Source organism: Rhodococcus sp. 1163, assembly GCF_002091985.1.
In the GTDB taxonomy this organism is placed as follows: Bacteria; Actinomycetota; Actinomycetes; order Mycobacteriales; family Mycobacteriaceae; genus Rhodococcoides.
Genome location: NZ_MKKX01000036.1, coordinates 39060 through 64355, shown reverse-complemented (window position 1 = coordinate 64355; position 25296 = coordinate 39060). Strand labels below are relative to the sequence as shown.

The window sequence follows — 25296 nt, the reverse complement described above, 5'->3', positions numbered from 1 at the left end:
CGCGTCGCCATCGTCGGCGCCGGACCGGCAGGCATCTACGCCGCCGACGCACTCATGAAGTCCGACTACAACATCGCCGGCCGCGGCGTCAGCGTCGACCTGTTCGAACGCATGCCCGCCCCCTTCGGACTCATCCGCTACGGCGTCGCACCAGACCACCCCCGCATCAAAGGCATCATCACCGCCCTACACAAAGTCCTCGACAAACCACAAGTACGCCTCCTCGGCAACATCGACTACGGCACCGACATCACCCTCGACGACATGCGCCGCTTCTACGACGCCGTCATCTTCTCCACCGGCGCCAACGCCGACCGCGACCTCAACATCCCCGGCATCGACCTCGACGGCAGCTACGGCGCCGCCGACTTCGTCTCCTGGTACGACGGCCACCCCGACGTCCCCCGCACCTGGCCCCTCACGGCCGAAAAAGTCGCCGTACTCGGCGTCGGCAACGTCGCCCTCGACGTCGCCCGCGTCCTCGCCAAAACCGGCGACGAACTCCTCCCCACCGAAATCCCCGCCAACGTCTACGCCGGCCTCAAAACCAACAAAGCCATCGAAGTCCACGTCTTCGGACGCCGCGGACCCGCACAAGCCAAATTCACCCCCCTCGAACTCCGCGAACTCGACCACTCCACCAACATCGAAGTCATCGTCGCCCCCGAAGACATCGACTACGACGAAGGCTCCGAAGCCGCACGCCGCGGATCCAAACAGGTCGACATGGTCGCCAACACCCTCCAAGACTGGGCCATCCGCGACGTCGGCAACCGCCCCCACAAACTGTTCCTGCACTTCTTCGAATCCCCCACCGAAATCCTCGGCGACAACGGCAAAGTCATCGGCCTACGCACCGAACGCACCGAACTCGACGGCACCGGCAACGTCCGCGGCACCGGCAAATACAACGACTGGGACGTCCAAGCGGTCTACCGCGCCGTCGGATACCTCTCCAAAAACATCGCCCAACTCCCCTTCGACGACCAAGCCGGCACCATCCCCAACGAAGCAGGCCGCGTACTCGAACCTGTCCACGGTCATTCCGCAGGCTCCACTCCTGCCGCCTCGCACACCGTGGTACCGGCGACCTACGTCACCGGCTGGATCAAACGCGGTCCCGTCGGCCTCATCGGCCACACCAAAGGCGACGCCAACGAAACCGTCGCCAACCTCCTCGAGGACGCACCGAACTTCACCGCCGCCCCCGAACCCACCGAGCAGGCCGTCACCGACTTCCTCGAGAGCAAAAAAGTCCCCTTCACCACCTGGGACGGCTGGTACCGCCTCGACGCCCACGAACGCAGCCTCGGCGAAACAGAAGGCCGCGAACGCGTCAAGGTCGTCGAACGTGAGGACATGGTGGCAGCGTCTCGAGAGTAACGGCAGCGTGACGCCGAACTATCAAAATTATTGAATTGCACTGCGTTTCGTGGACCGTCGATCCACCCGAGCCCAGCGACACCCTTGTTTTACCGAAGCCGCCAACAGTGCCGTCATTGGAGAGTCAATAGTGCGTGAGTTCTCAGTTCCTCAGTCGTTCTCGATTCCGGCCGACGTGTCGATGGCCGACTCCGTGTTCCGTCATGCTGAGGAAGACCCCACATTCACGCCATTCAAGCGGCGGTCGAACGGTGGATGGATCGACGTCACCGCAGCTCAATTCGCGAAGCAAGTGTCCGCAGTCGCAAAGGGTCTGATTGCGTCGGGGCTGGAGCTCGGCGACCGCGTCGCCATCCTCTCCTCGACCCGCTACGAGTGGGTCGTTTTCGACTATGCCATCTGGACTGCCGGCGGATGCACTGTCTCGATTTACGAGACATCCTCACCCGATCAGGCGCAGTGGATCCTCGAGGATTCCGCGACAACACTTCTCGTGGTCGAAACGACCAAGCACGCGGAGATCCACAAGGAAGTCACCGACGGCGCCGACTCCCTCCGCGAGGTTCTGGTCATCGAGTCGGGTGCGATCGACGAGCTCGCCAACCGCGGCTCCACAATCACCGACGAAGAACTGCACACTCGTCGTCACCAGGTCACTGCAGCCTCACCCGCGACCCTGATCTATACCTCCGGCACAACAGGACGCCCCAAGGGTGTCCAGCTGACGCATGCGAACTTCTATGCGCAGGCAGCCGTTTGCCGTCTGGCACTACCGGATTCGATGATCCCGGGCAAGAAGACTCTGATGTTTCTGCCGCTCGCCCATGCGTTCGCGCGAGCGATCTCATTCGGCGCGTTCGAGTCGAAAGTAACCGTTGCCCACACCTCGGATTTGACGACGCTGCTCGACCAGTTCGCCGATTTCAAGCCCACCTTCATCCTCTCGGTGCCCCGCGTATTCGAGAAGGTCTACAACTCGGCGCGCCAAAAGGCCGTGGACAGCGGCAAGGCCGGGATCTTCGACAGAGCCACAGCAACGGCTATCGAGTACAGCGAGTCTCTCGAAAAGGGCGGCCCAGGAATAGCACTCAGACTCAAGCACGCGATATTCGACAAGCTCGTCTATTCGAAGCTGCGCTCCGCTCTCGGTGGGGAGTGCAAGCAAGCATTCTCCGGTGGCGCCGCGCTCGGCGCACGCCTGGGGCATTACTTCCGCGGGGCCGGTATCCCGATCTATGAGGGATACGGACTCACCGAATCGAGCGCCGCCTTCGCGATCAACAATTCCAATGCGCAGCGCATCGGTACGGTAGGCAAACCGGTCGACGGTCACACCGCGCGTATCGCCGACGATGGCGAACTTCTCCTTCGCGGTCCGGTCGTATTTGCCGGCTACTGGAAGAACGAGAAGGCAACTGCCGAATCGATCATCGACGGTTGGTTCCACACCGGTGACCTCGGTTCGATCGACAATGACGGATTCGTCTCGATCACCGGTCGTAAGAAGGAAATCATCGTCACCGCGGGTGGCAAGAACGTCGCGCCGGCGGGCCTGGAAGATTCGATGCGCGCACACCCACTGATCAGCCAGTGCATCGTGGTCGGCGACGGTCAGCCGTTCATCGGCGCACTGATCACACTGGACCCGGAGACCTTGCCCGCTTGGGTCGAGCGGAACGGCCTCCCTCCCACCACGACAACCTCCGATCTGGTGACCAACGCTGATTTGATCGCTGACATCGATACGGCCGTGGCGGAGGCGAACAAGAAAGTTTCCAACCCCGAAAAGATCAAGAAGTACACGATCCTCGAACGCGACTTCACCCAGGAGAGCGGCGAACTGACGCCGACACTCAAGCTCAAGCGCAACATAATCCACGCGGCTCACCGCACCGAAATCAGCGACCTGTATTCCTGACCCGTCGACTCTGCCCACTGGGATCCGAATCGTGCCGGTGGGCTTCTGTCGGGTCGCAATCCTTGCGTGGCTCACCGGCCGCGCTTCCTATGTACCGGGCCGATAGTCTGACCCAGTGGATCTGGGAATGGTGCTTGGGCGAGTATTCGCCAGAGAATCGATCGATGTGCCGGACGATCCGACCGCTACCAAGATTCTCGATGCGGCGGTAGACGTCTGCGCCGCCCAGGGAATCGGGGCGCTTACCGTCGATGGTGTCGCGCGTCGCGCCGGGGTCAACCGAACCACCGTCTACCGTCGGTTCAGTGATCGTGACACGTTGTTGCAAGCCATGACCCTGCGCGAGGGCGAGCGAATGGCCCAGGGAATCTTGGAAGCTGTGACCGCGGTCGAAGACCCTGCCGATCAACTGATCGAAGGTTTCGCGGCCGCTCTGCGTCTCGCCGCAGCGCACCCGGTGATTCGACGTACTGCTGAGTTCGAGCCGCAGAACCTGATTGCGGCGGGGCTGGCGGATGATGCTGCGTTGCTGCGACTGAGCAGTACTTTCGCCGCCGCTGGTGTAAGGAATTTGCAGGCACACGGGCAGGCCACTCACCTCGACGCCGATGCGCTCGGGGAGACCGTGACCCGGTTGTTCGCCTCGTTTGTACTACTTCCGGTAGAGCACGCGATCGACTTCCGTTCCGAGGCAGGGGCGAGGAGCTACGCCCATAGAACCCTGGTGCCGCTCCTGTTCGGATCTATCGACAAAGCTTGACGCCATGCAACACATGCGACACTATTTGTTGCATGACACGCATAGTGAGCCCACTGGAGGACTTCGGCATCTTCGGCCCTGACTCGGTTACCTGGAAGGTCTACCGCTATCCGACCTCCATGACGGTGGGTTTCACGCGCACCGCACTCACCGAGATGTTCGACCCACTGGTGGTTGCTTCGGTTGCTGGTACCGGTTCGTTGCGTCAACGCGCTGACGATCGTTACGACCGCACTCTGGAATACGCCGGGGCGCTCGTCTTCGCCGACAGCGGTACAGCAGTCGGCGCAGCTGACACTCTGATGCGCATACATTCAAGGATCAGAGGTGTCGACCCAGTTACCGGGCAGACCTATGATCCCAACGACCCAGCCGGTCAACTGTGGATTCACTTGACCCAGTGGCAGTCGGTACTTCACGTCTACGAGCAATTCGGCCCAGGTCCGCTAAGCGAAGAAGAAGAGCGTCAGTACTGGGCAGAGTGCGCTATCGCCGCGCAGTTCCAGACAATCGACCCCGCTGACGTCCCATGCAGCCGTGCCGAGATGCGGGCGTACTACCGGCGAGTCCGTCCGAGCCTGGTGGTCAGCGAGACTGCGATCGAACATGCACAGCTCATCCTCGACGGCGCCAAGCTTGATCTCAGTCAGCTTCCGGCTCATCTAAGTCTGTTGAACCCGCTGGTCCAATGGCTTTTGCGTCGGGCGACGATCGCTACCCTCCCGCGCTGGATACGCGCAGCGATCGGGTCGCGCCAGGGACCGATCCTCGACGTAGTGGTCACAGCAGTGCTGCGCCCCCTGATGCGCATCGCCTCGCGCCGACCGCAACTGCTGGCCCAGATGCTCGAAAAGTCCTCCCCCCGCGCGTATCCGGTGATCGCTCCCGCGATCCTCGACATCGCGCCGACCACACCCGAGACCGTTTCGGTGCAGAACGCTTTCCGACGTGCCGGCCGCCCGCTACCCCGCGAGCAGTACATGACCCTTGTATCAGACTCCGGCTCGCTGACCACCTGACCGAAGGAGAATCGCGACACGCGCGTAGCCGGTCGACCTATGGAACCGGGAGTCCCCCGACTGGCGCGTCCGCTGCTGGGTGAAAATTTGACTTTCGAGAGTTGCATCGTGAGCCGAAGCGAGATGTGTACGCAGTGTGGCGAATCAGCGCAGAAAGCAGTCCTACTATCCGGGCGTTGATGGCAGAGCTTGCTTGCTGGCTGCGGCTGGTTCAGTGGCGGTTGTGCACCCGGCGTCGCAGGCGCATCACACCACTGCCGAGGACCGCGATCAGAAAGCCGACGATCGCGGCTAGAAGTAGTGACACACCCTGAGCGACATCGAGGTTCAACCCGAGAAATTCGACGTGTGCCTTTTCTGTGTTTTGCAATACGAATATCACCAACGCGATCACCAAGAATACAGCGGCAACTCCGGTGAGGATTCGCGATGCGCTGTGCGAGGAACGCGCGGCGGGTTGCGTTGAAGTTGTTGTGGTGGTCTCGTGTTGCTGAGGTCGGTCGTTCATCTTGGCTCCTTGTCGAGGTGTCGACAGGTAGCTACCCAGCGCATGTAGAGGCGAAACCGGCGCCTTTCACTTCGATGCGTTTCGGTGGACCGCTTCGATTCGGCGTCGAGCGTTATTGACTCAGCACGCTCAACGACATCGACATGTAGATGACCATCGAGACCAACAAGGCCCACCCGGCTCCCTGCCAAATCGGCCAAGTTCCCCCTTTGCGCCACACCCGGTACGTCTGAACGAACGCGAACAATCCGCCAAGCAGCAACAAAGCGGACGGAACAACGAGAAGAATCGTTCGCTCCGGCTCGGCGCACACTGCAAACGCCGCGTCGCGACACTGACCCGAGTGCGGCCCCCAGGCCGCCCACATGATGCATCCGACCATCACCACCAGCGCACTGACGATGACCGAGACGGTGAACAGGGCGGCACGGCGGACACCGCCAGACCCCCCAGGGCCATGCCATCGCTTTCCTACATCATCGGTCATACCTCCAACCTAATCTCCCTGCTCGGTGGCGAGGCCGAGTTCGTGGATCAGATCTTCGTCAACACGTTGCCCTTGTGCATCGCAATATGGTCGGTCTTGTCGCTCTTGATTTCGTACTGAGGCTCGTCCGGGCTGCAGCGGCGGGTATGCCCCTTGTAGTCGACGTCTTCGGTGTGGACTCGTGTGATCGTGCCTTGCACGTACCCGACTTCGGAGTTCCAGCGAACGTGGTCTCCCACCGAGAACTTGATAGCCATGAACTCTTCCCCTGTCGAATGCGTGAGCGTGCGCAACGGCATGGTCCGGCGACCATGCCGTTGCGCCCCCATCGATTTTGCTGGCTACCTCGAAGTTACGCGGTCAGCCGCGTCATGCGACGGCCATCGGATCTCGGCTCGTCGTGCGCGGATATTCGTCGTCGTCGAGTGGTTCGTCTCGATGCTGTTCGATCACATCGACTGTCGAGCACTCTCGTATCCCCGAGTCGAGGATCGAGAGCCACCACTCGTCACGATCCGGAGTGTCCGGCCACAGTACTGTTTCCATCACAGATCACCTCGTTTCCGTAACAGGCTCGGTACCGAATGCCCCTCAGGTGGAGTGGGTTTCGATCGAACGCCGTGTTTCCCCGTGGGCGATGTCGATTTTGCGGGGCTTTGCGCGTTCGGCGAGCGGAATCATCACCGACAGGACGCCGTTGTCGTAGGTTGCAGAGATGTTCTCGACATCGATTCCCTCACCCAGGGAAACCTGGCGACGGAACGTGCCGGCAAAGCGTTCGGAGGAAATCCATTGCACACCATCAGTTTCCGGCACAGTGCGATGCGCGGTGAGAGTAAGCGTTCCGCGGTCCACATCTACATCGATCGAGCCAGGATCGACACCGGGTAGATCGGCGCTCAGAATGTAGCGATCGTCGACCTTGTACAGGTCCATGGGCATGAACCGTGGAACACGGCCCGAGCCACTCGATGCTCCGAGCATGTTCGCGGCGAGAGAATCGAAGTCACGAAAAGGATCGAAGCGCAGCACAGCAACCACCTCCTGAACTCATCTCGCCCGCCCCTCTAGCGGGCGCTTCCTCACTGTGCACGGAACAATTTAGCACTCTCGACCGCCGAGTGCCAGACCGTGTCGATAACTTTTTGGAAACACCGACAACTCAAACGTGCTGTACGACAGCGCAGCCGAGAGTTCGGCGCGAGTAGTCGATCGAAGGCAACGAACCCCGAGAGCCTACGACGGCATGAGTCCCGTCGAGCAGGATTGCAGTGCAGCCAGCAGTTCTTCGCGGTCGTCGAACGGCAGGACAGTGTCGCCGAATACTTGTTCGGTATCGCATCCGCGCCCGGCCACGACGATCACGTCACCGGGTTGCGCGTTGGCCACGGCCAGATCGAAAGCGCGTCGACGGTCGGGTTCGACGACAACCATGGCGGACTGCGCTGCGACGGCGCCGGCGGCGACCTCGTTACGAATGCCTGCTGCGTCTTCGGAGTAGGGGCTTTCGTCACTGACGATTACCAGGTCGGCCAGCTCAGCGGCAGTTGCGCCGAGTGGGAACCGTTTGCTTGGGTCTCGGTCACCGGTGGCGCCGACGACCACGATCACGCGTCCGGTGGTCAGGGTTCGCAAATACGGTAGTAGCTGGCGTTGACCTGCTGTGTTGTGCATGTAGTCGACCAGAGCGAGGAACGGTTGCCCGGCATCGATGCGTTCGAGCCGGCCCGGCACCGACGACACCCGTTCGAAACCGAGGACTGCCGACCCGAGATCTTTACCGTTCGCCGCGAGCAACGACATGGCTGCCAGCGCGTTGTGAACCTGATGCGGACCGAGCAGGGGAAGACGAATCTCGAAGCTACCGTAAGGCGTTCGTGCGGTGAAGGAAGTCCCCGATACCGTGCACTCGATGGCGTCGCCGAAGATCTCGGCTCGAGCATCGGTGGCGGACCAAGTCCAGCAGGGTATTTCGATGGTGGCTGCGAGTCGACGGCCGTAGTCGTCATCGATCCCGATCGCCGCCGCCGCCGCTCGCTGCGGTGTGAACAGTTCCGATTTCACCGCAAAGTACTTCTCCATGGAGCCGTGGAAATCGAGGTGGTCGGAAGACAGATTGGTAAAGCCCACAGCAGCGAATCGGGTGCCGTCGATCCGCCGATGCGCAACAGCGTGCGAGGACACTTCCATCACTGCGGTAGTTGCGCCTTCGTCACGAAAACGTGCCAGCGCTTTCTGCAGAGGAGCGGCCTCCGGGGTGGTCCGGGTCGCCGGGAAAACGCCACCGGGACCGGAGATCGAGATACCGGTGAGAGTCCCCACCCTCTCGCCTGCAGCGGTCAGGGCAGCACCAAGTAGGTAGGTCGTGCTCGTTTTGCCGTTGGTGCCCGTGACTCCGTAAACGTCCATTGCCCACGACGGATACGAATGGATATGTGAGCTGACCGGTCCGGCGCATCGTCGAGGATCATCGACGACGACCGTAGGCAAGATCGCTCCGGCACGATCGGAGACCGCCGCTACGGCACCCCGGGCACATGCTTGGGCTTCGAAATCGAGCCCGTGCGCACGGGCCCCCGGTAGCGCGAAGTACAGATCTCCCGGTTCCACGGCACGTGAATCGGCGCAGACGCCGGTAACGGTGACAGCCGCACCGGCGGGAACCGGAGCTTCGAGCCACTCGGCCAATTCCGCGAGGCCGAAGGCCTGCGTGGCCGACTTCTGCTCGGGCAGGGGCCGTGGGGTACCACTGCACGTCATCGTCACTCTCTACCCATGCGATGACGTGCGCAAACAATGCAGGAGGGTCGCTTACCTCGAATGCCTTCCTCGAATCCGCGCGATCGAATCTGTAGCAGCGTGAAGGACCTGATGCGGTGGTGTACTACGCGCCAAGGGCGTACGTTGGATACAGATCGCTTAAGCCGTCAGGCGTATTGACCGTGCAGATACCGCAGTCAATCAGTAACTCGAATTCGCTGCGGCACTTCTCGATTAACTGATGCAGCGGAGGGTCGTTGATGGAACCGATCGTGTGGCCGAGAACAGATTCGATGGACAACTGGTGGAAGGGCGTAATGGCCCACGAAGGCGTCGGGCACGCCCCCACCCGCAGCTACCCGCCGGACCCGACCATCGACGACACTCGCCCTCCTCCGCCGGACCACCCGATGGACAGCGTCCACGCGAAACCTCGTCGAGCAAGTTGACCGCATAAAGAACGAATACAGCCACCCGCGCTAGTGTCGGGACGATGACGGACGCATCGTGGGACGGGTACGTGCGCGTTCGCGGCGCCACCGAGCACAACCTGGCAGCAGTAGATGTCGATATCCCCCGCAACGCGTTTGTCGCGTTCACTGGCGTGTCGGGGTCAGGCAAGTCCTCGTTGGCGTTCAGCACCTTGTATGCCGAAGCTCAACGACGCTACTTCGAGTCGGTGGCCCCCTACGCTCGTCGGCTCCTCCAGCAGGTCGGCGCACCGCATGTCGCCTCCATCACCGGACTGCCCCCGGCCGTGGCATTGCAGCAACGCCGAGGAGCGCCCAGCTCACGCTCCAGTGTCGGCACCATCACCACCTTGTCGAACCTCCTGCGGATGCTCTACTCCCGCGCCGGTACCTACCCGGATGGGGCGTTACGCCTCGAGGCGGAATCGTTCTCCCCCAACACCGTCGCCGGAGCATGCCCTCGTTGCGGCGGGCTCGGCGTATTCCACGACGTGACAACGGAGTTACTGGTTCCCGACCCGTCGCTGAGCATCCGTGAGGGAGCGATCGCGGCCTGGCCCGGTGCCTGGCAGGGTGCGAACTTACGAAGCATCGTCAGCGGCCTGGGGATCGACATCGATGCGCCGTGGCGAACGCTCCGCGCGAAGGACCGCAAGTGGCTCCTCTACACCGACGAGCAGCCGAAAGTGTTCATCGAACCTCAGGCCGACCGCGTCGACCACAGTTACGAAGGCAAGTTCTGGAGCGCTCGACGTCACGTCATGCATGTCCTGTCGGACTCCACCAGCCAGCGGATGCGCGACCGTGCCCTGCAATTCACCGAGAGTGTCCGATGCCCACTATGCGACGGCAGCGGACTCCGCGTCGACGCGCTGGCTGTGACCGTCGCCGGATACTCCATTGCCGAGCTCAACACTCTCTCGTTGACCGAGGTCGCCGCAGTGTTGCGGCCCATCGCCGAACAGTCCGAGATGGTCGCGGCGACGCCGTCGGCATCGTCCGGGGAAACAACCGAGGTGGCGGTACGCATCACCGCCGACCTGCTCGCCAGGATCGAGGTGCTGCTCGGATTGGGTTTGGGATATCTGTCGCTGGGACGTAGCTCGACGACGCTGTCGCCCGGTGAGGCACAGCGTCTGCGGATCGCCACACAGCTTCGCTCCGGCCTCTTCGGTGTGGTGTACGTCCTGGACGAACCGTCCGCCGGCCTGCATCCGGCCGATGCCGAACCGCTGCTCGACGTCTTGGACCAGCTGAAGGAATCCGGAAACTCACTGTTCGTCGTCGAGCACGATATGGACGTGGTTCGACGGGCCGACTGGGTGGTCGATATCGGACCCGCTGCAGGCGAAGGCGGTGGCCGGGTGTTGTACAGCGGCCCGGTGGCCGGGCTCGAGCAGATCGAGGAGTCGGTTACCGGGCGCCACCTGTTCGGACGCGCGGAGTCCCTGCATCGTGTGGCGCGACCGACCCGCGGCTGGCTCACGCTGACCGGCGTCACCCGCCACAACCTGCGCCAGCTATCCGCGGCGTTCCCGCTCGCGGTGCTGACCGCGGTGACCGGTGTGTCGGGCTCAGGGAAGTCGACGCTCGTCACCCAGGTCTTGTTCGAGGTGGCGCGTCATCGACTCGACACCGCTGCAGATGAGGACGACAACGCGCAGATCGAGATCGACGTGGCCGACGTCGACGGGTTCGAGGAGTTCAACCGGCTGGTCCGGGTGGATCAGCGCCCCATCGGCCGCACACCCCGCTCGACACTGGCCACCTACGTCGGAATGTTCGACATCGTCCGCAAACTGTTCGCCGACACCGACGAGGCAAAGGCCCGCGGCTGGGCGCCCGGCCGGTTCTCCTTCAACGTCCCCGAAGGACGCTGCCCGACCTGCCAGGGCGACGGTTTCGTCGAAGTGGAGCTCCTCTTCCTTCCCGGCACCTACGGCCCCTGCCCCACCTGCCACGGCGCCCGCTACACCCCCGAAACTCTCGAAGTCACCTGGCGCGAGAAAACCATCGCCGACGTGCTGGCAATGTCGGTGAACGAAGCCGCTGGGTTCTTCGCCGACATCACCGGCGCATCCCGCAGCCTCGAGACGCTGCTCGATATCGGGCTCGGTTACCTGCGGCTCGGCCAGCCTGCCACCGAGCTCAGCGGCGGCGAAGCACAACGAATCAAGATCGCCAACGAACTGCAGCGCACCCGACGCGGCAACGCCCTGTACCTACTGGACGAACCCACCGCCGGGCTGCATCCAGCTGACGTCGCACTACTCATGCGCCAGCTCCACCGCCTGGTCGACGCAGGCAATACCGTCGTGATGGTGGAACACGACCTGGACGCCATCGCCTCCGCCGACTGGGTCATCGACCTCGGACCCGGCGGTGGGGACAAGGGCGGCACCGTTGTCGCAACGGGGACACCGACCGAGGTGGCCGCGTCTACGGACAGCATCACGGGCCCTTACTTGGCTCGACGACTGCACTCCTGATCCGGAGAAACGCGGCCTGACATGATCGGCTACATGATCGAATCCCCGTCCGTCGAGCAATTCCGCCGGTTGGCTCAGTCGTCGCCGTGGCGCTGGACGACAGTCGAGTTCGAGTTCGTCCCTCCCCGTGAAACTTCCGCCGTGCACGCCTGGATTCGACGCCCCGGATCTCTGCGGGTGGAGACCGCCGACGGCGCGATCGACGAACTCTACTGTGCAGCAGATCCTTTCACGGGAACGACGACAGTGTACTCGGACGGAATATCGCGGCAGACCGAGACGAAGTGGGCCTCGGACGTGACTCCGGTGTTCGACGTCGACGGACTGGTATCGGCGCTGCCATCCGTGACAGATTCGTGGCTGGTGGACTGGGATGACCCGTTCTACCAGAACTATCGGTGGATCGCGATGCTCAACCCGATCGAGCTCACCCGATCGGCCCACGACCATGAGTCCACGACGACGGTCACGGAACTGTCCGACGCGCAGATCGTGGACCACCACGGCCGACCGGCTTGGCAGGTGATCGCCCGCACCACGGACGAGTACGACGCCCGATGCGAATGCTGCCCCCTACTGAACGGGCACTTCGACTACGAGACCGATCGTTGGATTCCTGGGCCTCCGGTGACCGTGCGCCTCGACGCCCAAACCGGCATCTGCGTCTACGTCGGCCCGGTGCCGGAAACCCCTACATACGAGTGCGATCTCGATCTGAAGATCATCGCCGTCGACGCTCGAATGGACGACAGCCTGTTCGGCCGCGCAAACCGCTAGCTCGAGCGGGTCCCCACAGAAGGAACGCATCGGTCGGCGACTGCACCACCTTGACATCACTCGGCAACACGAGCAATGTAATTGGCGTAGTGCCAACAAGCTTGTTTGCCGACCAAGGAATGCCCATGACTGCACTCGCCGACCGCACCAGCAGCGAACTCGCTGACGTGCGACAGCTTGCTCGAGGATTCTTCGAGAAAGAGGTCGTACCGCGCCGAGAAGAATTTGCGGCCGCAGGCCGCCCTAGCCGCGAGGTATACAGCGCTGCCGGACAACTCGGCTTGCTCGGCATGTCGATCCCGGAGATATACGGCGGTGGCGGTGGCGATTTCCGTCACGAGGCGGTGCTGTTCGAGGAACAGGTTCGCGCCGGCGACTCGGCCATGCAGTTGGGCGTGCACAGCGGCATCGTCCCGCACTACATCCTTGCGTACGCATCCGAGGAGAACCGACAACGGTGGTTGCCGAAGCTGTGCTCCGGTGACTGGATCGGCGCGATCGCGATGACCGAACCTGGAACCGGCTCCGATCTCCAAGGAATCGCCACCCGAGCAGTTCGCGACGGCGACGACTACGTGGTGACCGGTGCAAAGACCTTCATTTCCAACGGAGCCCACTGCGATCTGCTCATCTTGGCGGTGAAGACCGATCCGTCCGCCGGCGCGCGCGGATTGTCACTGCTCGTCGCCGAAGTATCCGATGCCACCCCGGGATTCTTTCGTGGACGAGTACTGCACAAGATCGGCCAGAAGGGGCAGGATACCGCCGAGCTGTCGTTCGACGGCATGCGCGTTCCGGCCGCGAACATACTGGGTGAATCGGAGGGCCGCGGCTTCGCTCAGTTGATGCAGCAGCTCCCCCAGGAGCGTCTGATCTGTGGGATAGCTGCAGCCGCGATGATCGAGACCGCCGTGCAGCAGACGGTCGAATATACCAAGTCTCGCAACGCTTTCGGCAAAACTTTGTTCGATCTGCAGAACACGAAGTTCGAACTCGCGGAATGCGCCACTATCGGACGAGTGGTGCGTACGTTCGTCGACGACGCCGTCGCCAAGCACCTCGTCTCCGAGCTCGACGTCACCACTGCCGCGATGGTCAAGTACTGGACCACGGACCGGCAGTTCGAGGTGGTCGACAGGTGCCTGCAGCTCTTCGGAGGATACGGCTACATGGAGGAATACCCCATCGCCCGAATGTTCGTCGACGGCCGCATAGCCCGCATCTACGCCGGTGCCAACGAAGTTATGAAAGACCTCATTTCCCGTTCGCTCTAGTTCGACCTGTGCGACGGAGTCCCCTTGGTCGCCTACAACCACCATCACGATGCCCGAAGGACGCCCATGAGCACATCGACTGCTGTGCAAACATCCACGATCACCGGCGAGGTCGGTGACGACCGAGTGCTCGTACTGACGATCGACGATCCGACGCAGGCCACCAACACCATGAACGACGCATTCGGTCAGTCGCTCGCGTCGACGATCGACTGGCTCGAAGCACACCGCGACGATTTCGACGGCGTCATCGTGACCTCGGGAAAGGACTCGTTCTTCTCCGGTGGCGATCTCGAGTTGCTGCGCGACGCCGGCCCGAATGATCATGCAACGATCTCGGGCGCTCTCGATTTCACCAAGGACAAGTTCCGGCGTCTCGAGCGGCTCGGCAAGCCGGTTGTGGCTGCACTCGGCGGCACTGCGCTCGGTGGCGGCTACGAAATCGCGCTGGCATGCCATTATCGAATCGCTCTGGACAAGAAGAGCTCTCGCTTCGGACTTCCCGAAGTAACCCTCGGGCTCCTGCCCGGCGCCGGTGGAGTCACCAGGACAGTCCGAATGTTCGGCGTCGTCGAAGCTTTGACCCGGGTGGTCGGGCAAGGCCAGCGGTATCGGCCGGCGCAGGCCCTCGAGTTCGGACTGGTCGACGAGGTAGTCGACACCGAGGAGGCGATGATGGCAGCGGCCCGTGCCTGGATCGCCGCTCATCCCGATGCTGCGCAGCCCTGGGACAGGGATGGGTTCGAGATCCCAGGCGGTACCGCTGCGTCGCCCGGTTTGGCGGATCGATTGCCCGCTCTCACCGCAGCCGCCAGCGTTCGCACGCCGGTCAAAGGCGCACCGATGCCTGCGCCCCTTGCGGTAATCGCCGCCGCGGTAGAGGGATCGGTCCTGGACTTCGACTCTGCCTCACTCGTCGAGACCGGGCACTGCACGTCCCTCGCATGCGGACCGGTGTCAGGGAATTTGATCCAGTCGATGTTCTTCGATCTCGGTTCGATCAACAAGGGTGTCTCGCGTCCCCCTGCCGAGCCACAACGGGTTCCGGAGAAAGTCCTGGTGATCGGCGCCGGCATGATGGGTGCCGCCATCGCCTACGTCGTCGCCTCGGCCAAGGTGCCCGTCGTGCTGCGCGATGTGTCGATCGAATCAGCAGAACGCGGAAAAGATTACGCCCGTTCGATTCTCGGTAAGTCTGTTGCCAAAGGCCGAACTACGCAGGAGGCCGCAGACGCTGTCCTCTCGCTCATCACGGCGAGTGCCGACGCAGCAGACACCGAGGGCTGCGACCTGGTCGTGGAAGCGGTGTTCGAGGATCCAGCCGTCAAGCAAAGTGCGTTCGAAGCAGTGGACAAGTACCTCACCGCCGACGCCCTTCTGTGCTCGAATACTTCGACGCTTCCCATTACTGCACTGGCCCAGGGAGTCTCCCGTCGAAGTGACTTCGTCGGGACGCACTTCTTCTCACCGGTGGACAAGATGCCACTGGTGGAGATCGTGGTGGGAGAGCACACCAGCGACTCGGCGTTGGCGCGTGCATTCGACTTCGTCCGATTGATCGGTAAAACCCCCATAGTCGTCGGAGACAGTCACGGGTTCTTCACGACGCGGGTGATCGGCCGCTTCATGGACGAGGCGATCTCCATGGTTGCCGAAGGCGTGCACCCGTCGACCGTCGAGCAGGCCGCCCTCCACGCCGGCTACCCATCCGGAGCGCTGGCCCTGATGGACGAGATCTCATTGACGCTCTCACGCCATATCCGCGAGGGGATGGCCGAGGCTGCCCGCGCCGACGGCCGTGAGTGGATCGACTCGAAGTCCTATGCGTTGGTCGACCGTATGGTCGACGAGTTCGAGCGCCCCGGACGCAAGTCGGGACGCGGTTTCTACGACTATGCAGAGGACGGTTCCAAGGCAGGGTTGTGGCCCGGTCTCGTCGAGCACTACCTCCGCGCCGATCATGGAATTCCGTTCGAGGACATGATGGATCGAATGCTGATCGCACAATCGCTGGACTCGATCGCGTGCCTCGACGAGGGTGTGCTGCGTACGGTTGCGGACGCCAACATCGGCTCCATCATGGGAATCGGCTACCCAGCTTGGACCGGGGGTGTGCTCCAGTTCGTCAACCAGTTCGACGGCGGCCTGTCCGGATTCGTCGACCGGGCCGAAGAACTTCGGGCACGCTACGGTGATCGCTTCATCGTGCCGTCCTCACTGCGCTCGCGCACCGAGCGGTACCTCTGACGTCTCGCCCCCTCGGTGCGATGCGATCATGAGAGCCATGGCGGCTGTGAACACACCCAAATGGAGTCGACTGGAACCCGACGAAAGACGGACACAAATACTGGCCAGCGCGGTTCGTTTGTTCGGTGACAAGCCGTATGCCGAAGTGTCGATGGCCGACGTCGCCGAGTCCGCGGGGGTTGCCCGCGGACTCATCCACCACTACATCGGTGGCAAGCGCGATCTGTACCTGGAGAGCGTGCGATTCCTCGTCACGGTCCCGCCGATCGAGGCAGTGAACCTGCCGGCCGGATCGCTCGAGGAACGTGCCAGGGGCAGCGTGCACTGGCTGGTGAAGGTCATCGAGACCCACGGCACGGCATGGGTGTCCATGGCGAGCGGTTCGGGCGTCGACGAGCAGGTCGCCCAGATCCTCGACGAGGCGGACGATCTCGCCGCCGAACGCGTGCTCGACGCAACAGCCTTCGAGGGCGGGCACGGTGATCGCATTCTCACCACGTCGGCGGTGCGTGCGTTCGGTGGAATGGTCAAGGCCGCCGGGCGTGAATGGCTGGTCCGCGGGACTTTGACCAGGGATCAGGTCGAGAGATTGTTGACGGACGTCCTCGTCACCGTTCTCGCCACGGCGCAGTCCCTCGCCGGCGAAGACAATCGAGAGCAGTAGCAGCACAGTTCTTTTCGGTTGATCCAGGTAACCGCGTGACATCCCCACACCCTCTCTATTGACACCGTGCCAATAAGGTGGGAATGTGACCGTATTCACTCCGGGCACTTGCCCCCTCTCGCCACAAGGGACTCCGCCATGTATCTCACTCAAGGCCTCCACCGATCCGCAGCAACGACCCCGCAGCGAGCGGCCACCGTCGTCGGCGACCGAGTACGCACCTTTGCCGAGCAGATCGACCGCGTAGCTCGATTCGCCGCAGGTCTGCACTCGATCGGCGTCGAGAGCGGGGATCGGGTGGCCATGTTGGCGTTCAACAGCGACCGCTACTCCGAGTACCTGCTGGCGGTGCCGTGGGCCGACGCCGTGCTCAATCCGGTCAACATCCGATGGTCCCCGGTGGAGGTCGCTTACGCGCTCAACGATTCGGACACCAAAGTCCTCCTGGTAGATGACACCTTCGCAGCCATGGCACCTGCCCTGCGCGCAGCGTGCGTGAACCTAGAGACCATCGTCCATTGCGGCGACGGCCCCACCCCCGAAGGCATGGTCTCGTACGAGAAGCTCGTCGAGTCCAACGACCCCGTTTCCGATGCACGACGCAGCGGAGACGAACTCGCCGGATTGTTCTACACCGGCGGCACCACCGGCTTCCCCAAGGGCGTCATGCTCTCGCACGCCAACCTCGTCACCTCGGGACTCGGAACTGTCGCCACCGGGCAATTGCTCGACGATGCGTCGATCCTGCTGCACGCTGCACCGATGTTCCACCTCGCCGATCTCGCGGCGTGGGTCGGTCAGGTCATGCTCGGCGGAACTCACGTGATGGTTCCGTTCTTCGAACCCACCGCGGTGCTCGAGGCTATCCAAAAGCATTCCATCACAGACGTTTTGTTGGTGCCGACGATGATCCAGCTACTCGTGGACCACCCTTCACTCAGCACGTTCGACACCTCCTCGCTCAGCCGGGTTCTCTACGGCGGCTCTCCCATTTCGGCCGGCGTGTTGGAGCGCACCCAGACGCGGCTTCCTGCCGCCCGGCTCACCCAGGCATACGGCATGACCGAGCTCGCCCCGGTTGCATCTCTTCTGTGGCCCGAACATCATGTGGGAGAACGTATCGGCTCGGCGGGCCGGGCAGCACCACACTCCGAAATTCAAATTCTCGATCCCGACGATCGCCCTGTTTCCGCCGGGGCAGTCGGCGAAATCTGCGTCCGTGGTGGACATGTCATGTTGGGCTATTGGAACAAGCCTGCGGAGACGGCGGCCGCCATTCGCGACGGGTGGATGCACACCGGCGACGTCGGATACCTCGACGACGAAGGTTTCCTGTTCGTAGTGGATCGACTCAAGGACATGATCATCACGGGCGGCGAGAACGTCTACAGCGCCGAAGTAGAAAGTGCGCTCAGCCTGCACCCCGCAGTATTGGCTTGCGCGGTGATCGGCGTACCGGACCCGGAGTGGGGTGAACGAGTCCATGCGTGTGTGGTTCTTGCAGAAGGCGTTTCACCGTCCCTGGAGGAGCTCCGCGAGCACACCCGAACCTACGTCGCAGGTTACAAGACACCGCGCACCATCGAGTTCGTCACCGCGCTACCGATGAGCGGCGCAGGCAAGATCATGAAGCGTGAACTCCGAACTGCACACGAATCGAAGATCGGGCTAGAGGTCTCCCGGTGACTTCGACTGTCCAGGGATCCAGTGTCCGGGCATCGGAGTCGACGAGTTTCGATTCGATCTCGCCAATCGATGACCGCTACATCGGCACCTTCGATGTGGCCTCCGCCGAGGCCGTAGCTGCAGCAGTAGCAGAGGCACGCCGCGTCGAGCATGAATGGTCTTCGCTCCCTCCGAAGTCACGGGTTCGGCACCTGAAGGCCTGGCGTCACGAAATATGGAGCCGAAGAAACGAATTCGTGGATCTGATCCATCGGGAAAACGGGAAGCCCGCCGAAGACGCTTTGCTCGAGATAGTGCTCACTCTCGAGCACATCGCGTGGGCCGAGGGTCATGCACCGCGGCTGCTGCGCACCCGCCGGGTCAATCCCGGCCTGCTGTTGGCCAACTACTCTGCCCGGGTCGACAAGGTGGCGCTCGGAGTCGTCGGCGTCATCGGGCCATGGAATTACCCGCTGTATGCACCGAACAGTGCCATCTCCTCAGCCCTGGCAGCAGGCAACTGTGTCGTGTTCAAACCGAGCGAATACACCCCGGCTGTCGGTGCGAGATATGTTCAGGCCTTCAACGACGCAAATCCGACGTTGCCCACCGGGGTGCTCTCGCTGGTCACAGGGTTCGGAGACACCGGTGCCGCGCTGTGCCGAGGCGGAGTCGACAAAATCGCGTTCACCGGTTCGACCAGCACCGGTTCGAAGATCATGATGACGTGCGCCGAGACGCTCACGCCGCTCGTCATGGAATGTGGCGGTAAGGATCCCGTGATCGTCGCCGCGGACGCCGACATCGCGTCGGCCGCTGAGGCGGTCGCCTGGGGCGCATTCACCAACGGTGGCCAGACATGTATCGGGGTCGAGCGCGTGTACGTCGAGCGCAGCGTCTCCGCTGAGTTCACCGCCGCACTCGTCGAGCATGCGCGCCGAATTCGACCGGGTGGTGACGCGTCGGCTACCTACGGGCCGATGACGATGCCCGCTCAAATCGACTTCGTAAGAGGACATCTCGAGGATGCCGCTGCAGCTGGAGGCAGAGCGTTGATCGGCGGGCTCGATTCGATCGGTCCGCGGTTCATCGGGCCGACCGTACTGGTCGACACCCCCGAGGACTGCTCGGCCGTCCGTGAGGAGACATTCGGTCCCACCGTCACAATCTGCGAAGTCGACGGTCTCGACGAAGCGATAGCCCGCGCCAACGACCATCGATACGCGCTCGGTGCGTCGGTCTTCTCGCGCCGCCGCGGGAACGAGACGGCGGCCCGGTTGGTGTGCGGTCAGGTGACCGTGAACTCGGTGATCGCGTTCGCCGGAATGGGCTCAGTCACGATGGGCGGCGTCGGTGCCAGCGGATTCGGCCGGGTACACGGCGACGAAGGATTCGCAGAATTCTGCCGAACCCGCAGCCGCGTGAGCAAGATGTTCGACATTCCTGGTTTCGAGCTGGTCACCCTCCATCGCAAACGCTGGGTGGCGCAGTCGATCGATCGCCTGCTCTGGCTACGGCACCGCGCGTGATCTGCCGCGGTTCCTATGACTCCGATTCGGTTCGCCCAGCCACCAGTAGCGGGACTATGTTGCGGTGGGCAAAGGTGAGCAGGTCCTCGTACGTCTCGAGCGGAGCGCCTGCCGAAGGCGTCAACAAGATCGAATGAACCACGCGTGCAACAATTTCCGGTGCATCGGGCACTGCGAACGCGTCCGTGCTGGATTCGTCTCGCGCGATGTGCGTTGCTGCCCTGATCGCGGGCTCGAGCAGGGCCGACGCATTGATCGTCAGCTGTTCCAACACCACTGGGCTCTCGGAATCGAACATTTTCAGCAATACAGGATTGGTACGGACCGAGTCGATCGTCGTCGCGAAACCATGTGCGACGCGGTCGGCTCGCGAGGATTGCTCTGCAGCCGACTTCGCCAGCGACGCAAAAAGTCGTGACGATTCGCGTGCCATGACCGCTTGCACCAACTCGTCCTTGGACCCGATCCGGCGGTAGACGGTCACCCGATTGATCCGGGCGCGCTTGGCGACGTCTCCGATCGTCGTCCGAGCGATGCCTACCTGCCCGAACAGCTCGAATGCGGCATCGAGGATGGGCCCATCGTCTCCGTCGGGATGCATTGCTCGATCCTAGCGGCCACCCGGTTGTCGGCCATCCATTTCGTGCACCATTGCAACACTTACTGTTGCAATGTAACATCGGAGACAACATCACCCGCAGAAATGGAGTTCGGATGTCTCGAAACAACGCGGTCGACACCACAACCAAGGCACATACCGACGAGTCCTACGCGATCGTCGCGCGCGCAGTGAAATTCGATTGGTCGAACGTCCCGCTCCAATACATCCCCGGGGAGTGGTACGCCACGCACTTCTGGAACGTGATGCACCTGGTGCTCCCCGAGGGCGAGCGCGCGATGGCCGACGTGTTCGCACGCGCCCTACCCTTCATCGACGACCCTCGACTGCACGAGGAAGTAGTCGGTTTCGTCGGACAGGAAGCCACTCACGCGTCTTCGCACGAAAGCTTCCGCGACTACCTCGTCACTCACGGAGTGGACATCGAACCCATCTTGCGACGCATCCGATTCGCAGTAGGAGTGGTCTTCGGAGACCACGGCCTGACGGGCCGAGCTGGCAAGGCATGGCTGAACGAACGCCTGGGAATCTACGCGGCTGCAGAGCATTTCACCGCCGTCGTCGGTGAGTGGTTGCTCGGCAACACCGAATTCGACCGACTCGGAGTCGACCCGACTATGCTCGATCTGCTGCGCTGGCACGGTGCGGAAGAACTCGAGCACCGCAACGTGGCATTCGACGCATTCCAGTATGTAGACGGCGGCGGGTTTCGACGCGCCCGGACTGCTGTCGCGGCCAGCGCTGGGTTGGCTCTGTTGTGGTTCAGCACAGCGGCATACCTGTACCAGAACTCGGTCGCCACGCCGCGCGCGAGCAAGGGGCGCCTCCGCCGTCGAATTCAACTGCCGTGGCCACTAGCCTTCGCGAGAGCCTCACGCAAACAACTGATTCCAGGCCTGTCATTTCTTTTCGTGCAGCTCGCCCTCTACATCCGACCCGGATTCCACCCCTCGAACATGGGCGATATCGACAAAGCTGTGCAGTACTTGGCGAAGTCACCCGCGGCATTGGCGACGCAACCGTGAGGACCGAGAGCATGAATCCAGAACCGACATCTGTCGAAACCCGCGGTCACCTTGGCGACATCACCGTTGTCGATCCAGGTCTCGGGTTGCGGGCTATCGGAGCCGCGTCCCGGATCTACGCCAAGCTGGTAACGGACTCATCGATCATCACGGCTCTTTCTCCCGCGCGACCTCGAAGAGGCACCGGATACGAGTTCGCAACAACCATCGACGATATCGTCGTCGAAACAGAGGACGTCCGCTCGCTCTTACTGCGGCGCAACGACGGCGTTCCGCTTCCTTCGTGGCTACCAGGCGCGCACATCGACATCATCACACCGTCCGGGGAACTGCGTCAGTACTCACTCGCCGGCCAACCCTCCGAGGGCGAGCACTACCGGATCAGCGTTCGGAAGGTCCCCGGCGGCCGAGTGTCCAACGAGATCCACGGCCTCGAGCGCGGCGACATCATTCGAGTCAGGGGGCCGCGCAATGCCTTTCCGATGGCGCGAGCGGACAACTATCTCTTCGTCGCAGCGGGAATCGGCATCACCCCTATTCGCTCGATGATCGAGCGGGCCGTAGAGGACAACGCTCGTTGGACGCTCTATTACCACGGTCGATCACGCGCAAGCCTGCCTTTCGTCGCGGACCTCGGTCGGTTGGCTCTTGCTTCGGGTGGGCGTCTGATTCTCGCGGCCGACGATGTGGACGGTATGCCGAACCCTGCCATGATCGTGGACCTCGCAGAAGCCGACTCCGCGATGTACGTGTGCGGACCGGCGGCGCTCTCGAGGAGGCTTCGCGACGAGTCGATACGAAACCACAGAATTCAGGAGTTTCATGCCGAACTTTTCGCTCCGCCGGCAGTAGTCGACGGTAAGCCCTTCACGCTCCATTTGAACCGTTCGGGTGAAACGATTGCCGTTGGCGCACAGGAGACTGCACTCGATGCGCTACGCCGGACGAGGCCCGATCAACCGTACTCGTGTCGTCAGGGGTTCTGCGGGGTCTGCGTCGTCGGCCTCGTCGAGGGCCGCGTAGATCATCGCGACCGTGTACTCGACGCCACCGAGCGGCAGACCACGCTCACCCCGTGTGTATCTCGAGCTGCCGTCGACAACGAAGTCGTCGTCCTCGATCTGTAAGAAGGAGTCGAAACCCTCATGACCACAACTGTTTCGGACACATCTGCCAATGAGCACGACGCCTCCGACAACCTGGCAGTCTCCGTCGTCGACGTCGCGATCATCGGGGCCGGATTCGGCGGCCTCGGTGCAGCAATCCGCCTTCAGCAGGAAGGTCGTGGTGACTTTCTGATCTTCGAGCGCGACGATGCGGTCGGCGGAACGTGGCACGTCAATACTTATCCCGGCGCCCAGTGCGATATCCCCTCGGCGCTGTACTCCTTCTCTTTTGCGCCCAACCCGGACTGGACCCGCCTCTACCCTCTTCAGCCCGAGATCGAGGCCTACCTGAACGACTGCACCGACCGGTTCGGCATCCGAAACCGTATCCGCTTCGGCCACGAGGTGCTGGATGCAACGTGGAACGACGACGAGGCCAGATGGCTGGTGACGACATCGGCGGGAACCTGGTCGGCACGCATACTCGTCGGCGCACTCGGACCCTTCAGCGAACCCGCCAAGCCGAATATTGCCGGCCTGGAGTATTTTTCGGGCTCGGTCTTCCATTCCGCGGAATGGGATCACGAACACTGCGCTCGCGGTCGGCGAATTGCGGTGATCGGTACCGGGGCGTCCGCGGTGCAGTTCGTCCCGCGGATCGCACCCGAGGCCGCTCATCTGACCGTGTTCCAGCGGACTCCGACGTGGATACTGCCACACCCCGACCGGTCGATCTCCGAATCCGGACGATCGATGCTCCGAAAGTTCCCCCCGCTGCAACGCATGATGCGACGCACGTTCGACTTGTTCCAGGAAGCGTTGGTGCCCGGCCTCATTCACCACCGATCGCTGCTCGCACCCCTGACCGTGCTCGGACGAGCACATTTGCGTCGCCAGGTGAAGGATCCGGTATTGCGCACGAAGCTCACTCCCGATTATGCGTTCGGCTGCAAGCGACCGACGTTCTCGAACAAGTTCTATCCCGCACTGTCCCGGGACAACGTCACCGTCGAAACAACCGGCATCGCAGAAGTTGTGTCGGCGGGCATCGTGACCACCGACGGGCGAACTCACGAGGTGGACACCATCGTCCTGGGAACTGGTTTCACCGTCGCCGGTCATTCGGGGTTCCGTCGCATCCGCGGCCGCGAGGGACAGTCGTTGGCAGATGCGTGGCCGTCGGGAGAGATGTCTTCGTACCGAGGTACGACCGTGCACGGGTTCCCGAACTTCTTCATGCTCCTCGGCCCCAACTCGGTCGTCTACACCTCACAGGTAGTCACGATCGAAGCGCAGGTGAACTACATCCTGGAGGCACTGCGGGTCATGGACGTCAAAACCATTGCGGCGCTGGAGGTCAGTCGGAAGGCTCAGACCGAGTTCGCCGACTACACCGATGCCACGCTCGAGGGTTCGGTATGGAACTCGGGCGGATGCAGTAGCTACTACCTGAGCCCATCCGGGCGCAATGTCACCTACTGGCCGGGCTCGGTGCGTAACTTCACCCGCCGCATGTCCACGATCGACCTCTGCCACTACGAGTACCGCGTCGGCAGCGCTTCCGATCCGAAAGAACCGAAGACTGGCGACGACCCGGCACTGGCCAAGGACCGCTCATGAGTCGCCACATCTCTCTTCCCGGCAAAGTTGCGCTGGTGACCGGCGGGGCGCGGGGCATCGGCGCTGCAACAGTCGAGAAATTGCTGGCAGCGGGTGCGTGTGTCGCAGTTGTCGATCGAGACATACCTTCACAGGCGCGTTCATCCGAACGAGTTCTCTTCCTCTCGGCCGACGTGACCGACTCCGAGGCGATGGTGGAGTGCGTCCGTCGAACGGTGACGGCCTTCGGCGCACTCGACATCGTGGTGGCCAATGCGGGCATCACTCCGCCGCCGGCAACAATTCGGACAGTCGAACGCAATGTCTTCGACTCGGTGATGGCCGTCAATTTCGGCGGCGTGCTGAACATCGTGCGAGCGGCAGCAGATGAGATCGTCGCCAGCGGTGGGCACATGCTGTTGGTGTCCTCGTGCGCCGCGTTCACACCTGGCATGGGTGGGGTTCCGTACATGGTGAGCAAGGCGGCCGTCGAACAGCTCGGACGCGGATTGCGCATCGAACTGGCTGCGTTCGGAGCCTCCGCCGGGCTCGCGTACTTCGGCGTGGTGGACACCGGCCTGGCTCGCGACACACTCGACAACGACCCGATGGGCAAGCGAATCGGTCAGCTTCTCCCCTGGCCACTGAACCGAAGATTGTCTGCTGAACGTGCTGCAGATCTGTTGGTCGACGCGGCCCGAACTCGTCGTGCTCGGATAGTCGCCCCTGCGGTGTGGCTGCCGTACTTCTGGCTCCGCGGGATCCTGAATCCCGTGCTCGAGTGGAAGCTCGCACGCGACCGGAAACTCACTGCTCTGCTGCGCGAAGTGGAACAGGCGCAATCCCCGGGATAGCTGCTGCCCGATACGAGCCACCAAACGGTGGAAGTCGTCAGTAGTCAGGAGATTCGGAGGTGGGCTGTGAGATCTCGGCTGGTCAGGATTCAGCTCATCGCACTGGTGGTCGTTACCGTCGCCGGCATCGTCTTCGTCGGTGG

At 62.6% G+C, this 25296-nt stretch carries 23 protein-coding genes; 16 read left to right on the top strand and 7 right to left on the bottom strand.

What is annotated here, in order from left to right; all coding sequences use genetic code 11:
- From BJD99_RS17180 to BJD99_RS17165, 4 genes are all read left to right on the top strand, one after another.
- The coding region (locus BJD99_RS17180; protein WP_256895894.1) for an FAD-dependent oxidoreductase at positions 1–1383 on the top strand (1383 nt) is incomplete at its 5' end.
- Positions 1384–1513: 130 nt separating this feature from the next.
- Positions 1514–3301: a long-chain fatty acid--CoA ligase gene (locus tag BJD99_RS17175; RefSeq protein ID WP_084348408.1), complete on the top strand. Its 1788-nt coding sequence runs from the start codon at positions 1514–1516 to the stop codon at positions 3299–3301.
- Positions 3302–3416: 115 nt separating this feature from the next.
- Positions 3417–4061, top strand: a complete 645-nt coding sequence (locus tag BJD99_RS17170; protein WP_084348407.1) for a TetR/AcrR family transcriptional regulator — start codon at positions 3417–3419, stop codon at positions 4059–4061.
- 32 nt (positions 4062–4093) lie between these two features.
- Complete coding sequence (locus BJD99_RS17165) at positions 4094–5080, top strand: oxygenase MpaB family protein (RefSeq protein ID WP_084348406.1); 987 nt, start codon at positions 4094–4096, stop codon at positions 5078–5080.
- Between the two features lie 211 nt (positions 5081–5291).
- Here the strand turns inward: BJD99_RS17165 and BJD99_RS17160 are convergent, their stop codons facing one another.
- The 6 genes from BJD99_RS17160 to BJD99_RS17140 form a co-directional block, all read right to left on the bottom strand.
- Positions 5292–5588, bottom strand: a complete 297-nt coding sequence (locus BJD99_RS17160; RefSeq protein WP_084348405.1) for a lipopolysaccharide assembly protein LapA domain-containing protein — start codon at positions 5586–5588, stop codon at positions 5292–5294.
- A gap of 112 nt (positions 5589–5700) precedes the next feature.
- Positions 5701–6075, bottom strand: a complete 375-nt coding sequence (locus BJD99_RS17155; protein WP_084348404.1) for a hypothetical protein — start codon at positions 6073–6075, stop codon at positions 5701–5703.
- 47 nt (positions 6076–6122) lie between these two features.
- Complete coding sequence (locus BJD99_RS17150) at positions 6123–6332, bottom strand: DUF2945 domain-containing protein (RefSeq protein ID WP_084348418.1); 210 nt, start codon at positions 6330–6332, stop codon at positions 6123–6125.
- A gap of 112 nt (positions 6333–6444) precedes the next feature.
- Complete coding sequence (locus BJD99_RS21045; RefSeq protein ID WP_179142388.1) at positions 6445–6621, bottom strand: hypothetical protein; 177 nt, start codon at positions 6619–6621, stop codon at positions 6445–6447.
- Between the two features lie 45 nt (positions 6622–6666).
- The gene (locus BJD99_RS17145) at positions 6667–7107 is read right to left on the bottom strand and encodes an Hsp20/alpha crystallin family protein (RefSeq protein ID WP_084348417.1); all 441 of its coding nucleotides are present in this window, start codon (positions 7105–7107) and stop codon (positions 6667–6669) included.
- A gap of 204 nt (positions 7108–7311) precedes the next feature.
- Entirely contained in the window at positions 7312–8835 is a 1524-nt protein-coding gene (locus BJD99_RS17140) for a UDP-N-acetylmuramoyl-L-alanyl-D-glutamate--2,6-diaminopimelate ligase (RefSeq protein WP_084348403.1), read from the bottom strand.
- 260 nt (positions 8836–9095) lie between these two features.
- Between BJD99_RS17140 and BJD99_RS20820 the strand changes: the two genes are divergently transcribed.
- The 8 genes from BJD99_RS20820 to BJD99_RS17100 all read left to right on the top strand — a co-directional run bounded on the left by BJD99_RS20820 (position 9096) and on the right by BJD99_RS17100 (position 19950).
- On the top strand, positions 9096–9284 hold the full coding sequence (locus tag BJD99_RS20820; RefSeq protein ID WP_143542212.1) for a hypothetical protein: 189 nt from the start codon (positions 9096–9098) through the stop codon (positions 9282–9284).
- Between the two features lie 44 nt (positions 9285–9328).
- Positions 9329–11794, top strand: a complete 2466-nt coding sequence (uvrA, locus tag BJD99_RS17130; protein WP_084348401.1) for an excinuclease ABC subunit UvrA — start codon at positions 9329–9331, stop codon at positions 11792–11794.
- Positions 11795–11827: 33 nt separating this feature from the next.
- A complete protein-coding gene (locus BJD99_RS17125) occupies positions 11828–12571 on the top strand; it encodes a hypothetical protein (RefSeq protein WP_084348416.1) in 744 nt (247 codons plus the stop codon).
- A gap of 125 nt (positions 12572–12696) precedes the next feature.
- Positions 12697–13845, top strand: a complete 1149-nt coding sequence (locus tag BJD99_RS17120; protein WP_084348400.1) for an acyl-CoA dehydrogenase family protein — start codon at positions 12697–12699, stop codon at positions 13843–13845.
- Between the two features lie 66 nt (positions 13846–13911).
- On the top strand, positions 13912–16092 hold the full coding sequence (locus BJD99_RS17115; protein WP_084348399.1) for a 3-hydroxyacyl-CoA dehydrogenase NAD-binding domain-containing protein: 2181 nt from the start codon (positions 13912–13914) through the stop codon (positions 16090–16092).
- A 37-nt stretch (positions 16093–16129) separates the two neighbouring features.
- Positions 16130–16756 carry a TetR/AcrR family transcriptional regulator gene (locus BJD99_RS17110; RefSeq protein WP_084348398.1) on the top strand — a complete coding sequence of 209 codons (627 nt, stop codon included), beginning with the start codon at positions 16130–16132 and terminating at the stop codon, positions 16754–16756.
- A 138-nt stretch (positions 16757–16894) separates the two neighbouring features.
- Positions 16895–18442: a long-chain fatty acid--CoA ligase gene (locus BJD99_RS17105; protein WP_084348397.1), complete on the top strand. Its 1548-nt coding sequence runs from the start codon at positions 16895–16897 to the stop codon at positions 18440–18442.
- Positions 18439–19950, top strand: a complete 1512-nt coding sequence (locus BJD99_RS17100; protein ID WP_084348396.1) for an aldehyde dehydrogenase family protein — start codon at positions 18439–18441, stop codon at positions 19948–19950. The genes BJD99_RS17105 and BJD99_RS17100 overlap by 4 nt, the downstream gene beginning before the upstream one ends.
- Before the next feature lie 13 nt (positions 19951–19963).
- On the opposite strand, the gene BJD99_RS17095 is transcribed toward BJD99_RS17100, so the two are convergent.
- Positions 19964–20551, bottom strand: a complete 588-nt coding sequence (locus BJD99_RS17095) for a TetR/AcrR family transcriptional regulator (RefSeq protein ID WP_084348395.1) — start codon at positions 20549–20551, stop codon at positions 19964–19966.
- Between the two features lie 113 nt (positions 20552–20664).
- On the opposite strand from BJD99_RS17095, the gene BJD99_RS17090 reads away from it, so the two are divergent.
- From BJD99_RS17090 to BJD99_RS17075, 4 genes are read left to right on the top strand one after another with little or no spacing between them, the layout of a single operon-like run.
- Positions 20665–21594: a metal-dependent hydrolase gene (locus BJD99_RS17090; protein WP_084348394.1), complete on the top strand. Its 930-nt coding sequence runs from the start codon at positions 20665–20667 to the stop codon at positions 21592–21594.
- Between the two features lie 11 nt (positions 21595–21605).
- Positions 21606–22721 (top strand): PDR/VanB family oxidoreductase, encoded by a 1116-nt coding sequence (locus tag BJD99_RS17085; RefSeq protein WP_084348393.1) that lies wholly within the window; start codon positions 21606–21608, stop codon positions 22719–22721.
- Positions 22722–22739: 18 nt separating this feature from the next.
- Positions 22740–24320 (top strand): NAD(P)/FAD-dependent oxidoreductase, encoded by a 1581-nt coding sequence (locus BJD99_RS17080; protein ID WP_084348392.1) that lies wholly within the window; start codon positions 22740–22742, stop codon positions 24318–24320.
- Complete coding sequence (locus BJD99_RS17075) at positions 24317–25153, top strand: SDR family NAD(P)-dependent oxidoreductase (RefSeq protein ID WP_084348391.1); 837 nt, start codon at positions 24317–24319, stop codon at positions 25151–25153. Before BJD99_RS17080 ends, BJD99_RS17075 begins: the two co-directional genes overlap by 4 nt.
- Positions 25154–25296 lie beyond the last annotated feature (143 nt).

Coding starts and splice junctions, on each gene's coding strand:
- BJD99_RS17155 (WP_084348404.1), bottom strand. CDS start 6,075: ATGACCGATGATGTAGGAAAGCGATGGCATGGCCCTGGGGGGTCTGGC.
- BJD99_RS17120 (WP_084348400.1), top strand. CDS start 12,697: ATGACTGCACTCGCCGACCGCACCAGCAGCGAACTCGCTGACGTGCGA.
- BJD99_RS17150 (WP_084348418.1), bottom strand. CDS start 6,332: ATGGCTATCAAGTTCTCGGTGGGAGACCACGTTCGCTGGAACTCCGAA.
- uvrA (WP_084348401.1), top strand. CDS start 9,329: ATGACGGACGCATCGTGGGACGGGTACGTGCGCGTTCGCGGCGCCACC.
- BJD99_RS17165 (WP_084348406.1), top strand. CDS start 4,094: ATGACACGCATAGTGAGCCCACTGGAGGACTTCGGCATCTTCGGCCCT.
- BJD99_RS17095 (WP_084348395.1), bottom strand. CDS start 20,551: ATGCATCCCGACGGAGACGATGGGCCCATCCTCGATGCCGCATTCGAG.
- BJD99_RS20820 (WP_143542212.1), top strand. CDS start 9,096: ATGGAACCGATCGTGTGGCCGAGAACAGATTCGATGGACAACTGGTGG.
- BJD99_RS17140 (WP_084348403.1), bottom strand. CDS start 8,835: ATGACGTGCAGTGGTACCCCACGGCCCCTGCCCGAGCAGAAGTCGGCC.
- BJD99_RS17115 (WP_084348399.1), top strand. CDS start 13,912: ATGAGCACATCGACTGCTGTGCAAACATCCACGATCACCGGCGAGGTC.
- BJD99_RS21045 (WP_179142388.1), bottom strand. CDS start 6,621: ATGGAAACAGTACTGTGGCCGGACACTCCGGATCGTGACGAGTGGTGG.
- BJD99_RS17160 (WP_084348405.1), bottom strand. CDS start 5,588: ATGAACGACCGACCTCAGCAACACGAGACCACCACAACAACTTCAACG.
- BJD99_RS17090 (WP_084348394.1), top strand. CDS start 20,665: ATGTCTCGAAACAACGCGGTCGACACCACAACCAAGGCACATACCGAC.
- BJD99_RS17075 (WP_084348391.1), top strand. CDS start 24,317: ATGAGTCGCCACATCTCTCTTCCCGGCAAAGTTGCGCTGGTGACCGGC.
- BJD99_RS17110 (WP_084348398.1), top strand. CDS start 16,130: ATGGCGGCTGTGAACACACCCAAATGGAGTCGACTGGAACCCGACGAA.
- BJD99_RS17105 (WP_084348397.1), top strand. CDS start 16,895: ATGTATCTCACTCAAGGCCTCCACCGATCCGCAGCAACGACCCCGCAG.
- BJD99_RS17080 (WP_084348392.1), top strand. CDS start 22,740: ATGACCACAACTGTTTCGGACACATCTGCCAATGAGCACGACGCCTCC.
- BJD99_RS17125 (WP_084348416.1), top strand. CDS start 11,828: ATGATCGAATCCCCGTCCGTCGAGCAATTCCGCCGGTTGGCTCAGTCG.
- BJD99_RS17085 (WP_084348393.1), top strand. CDS start 21,606: ATGAATCCAGAACCGACATCTGTCGAAACCCGCGGTCACCTTGGCGAC.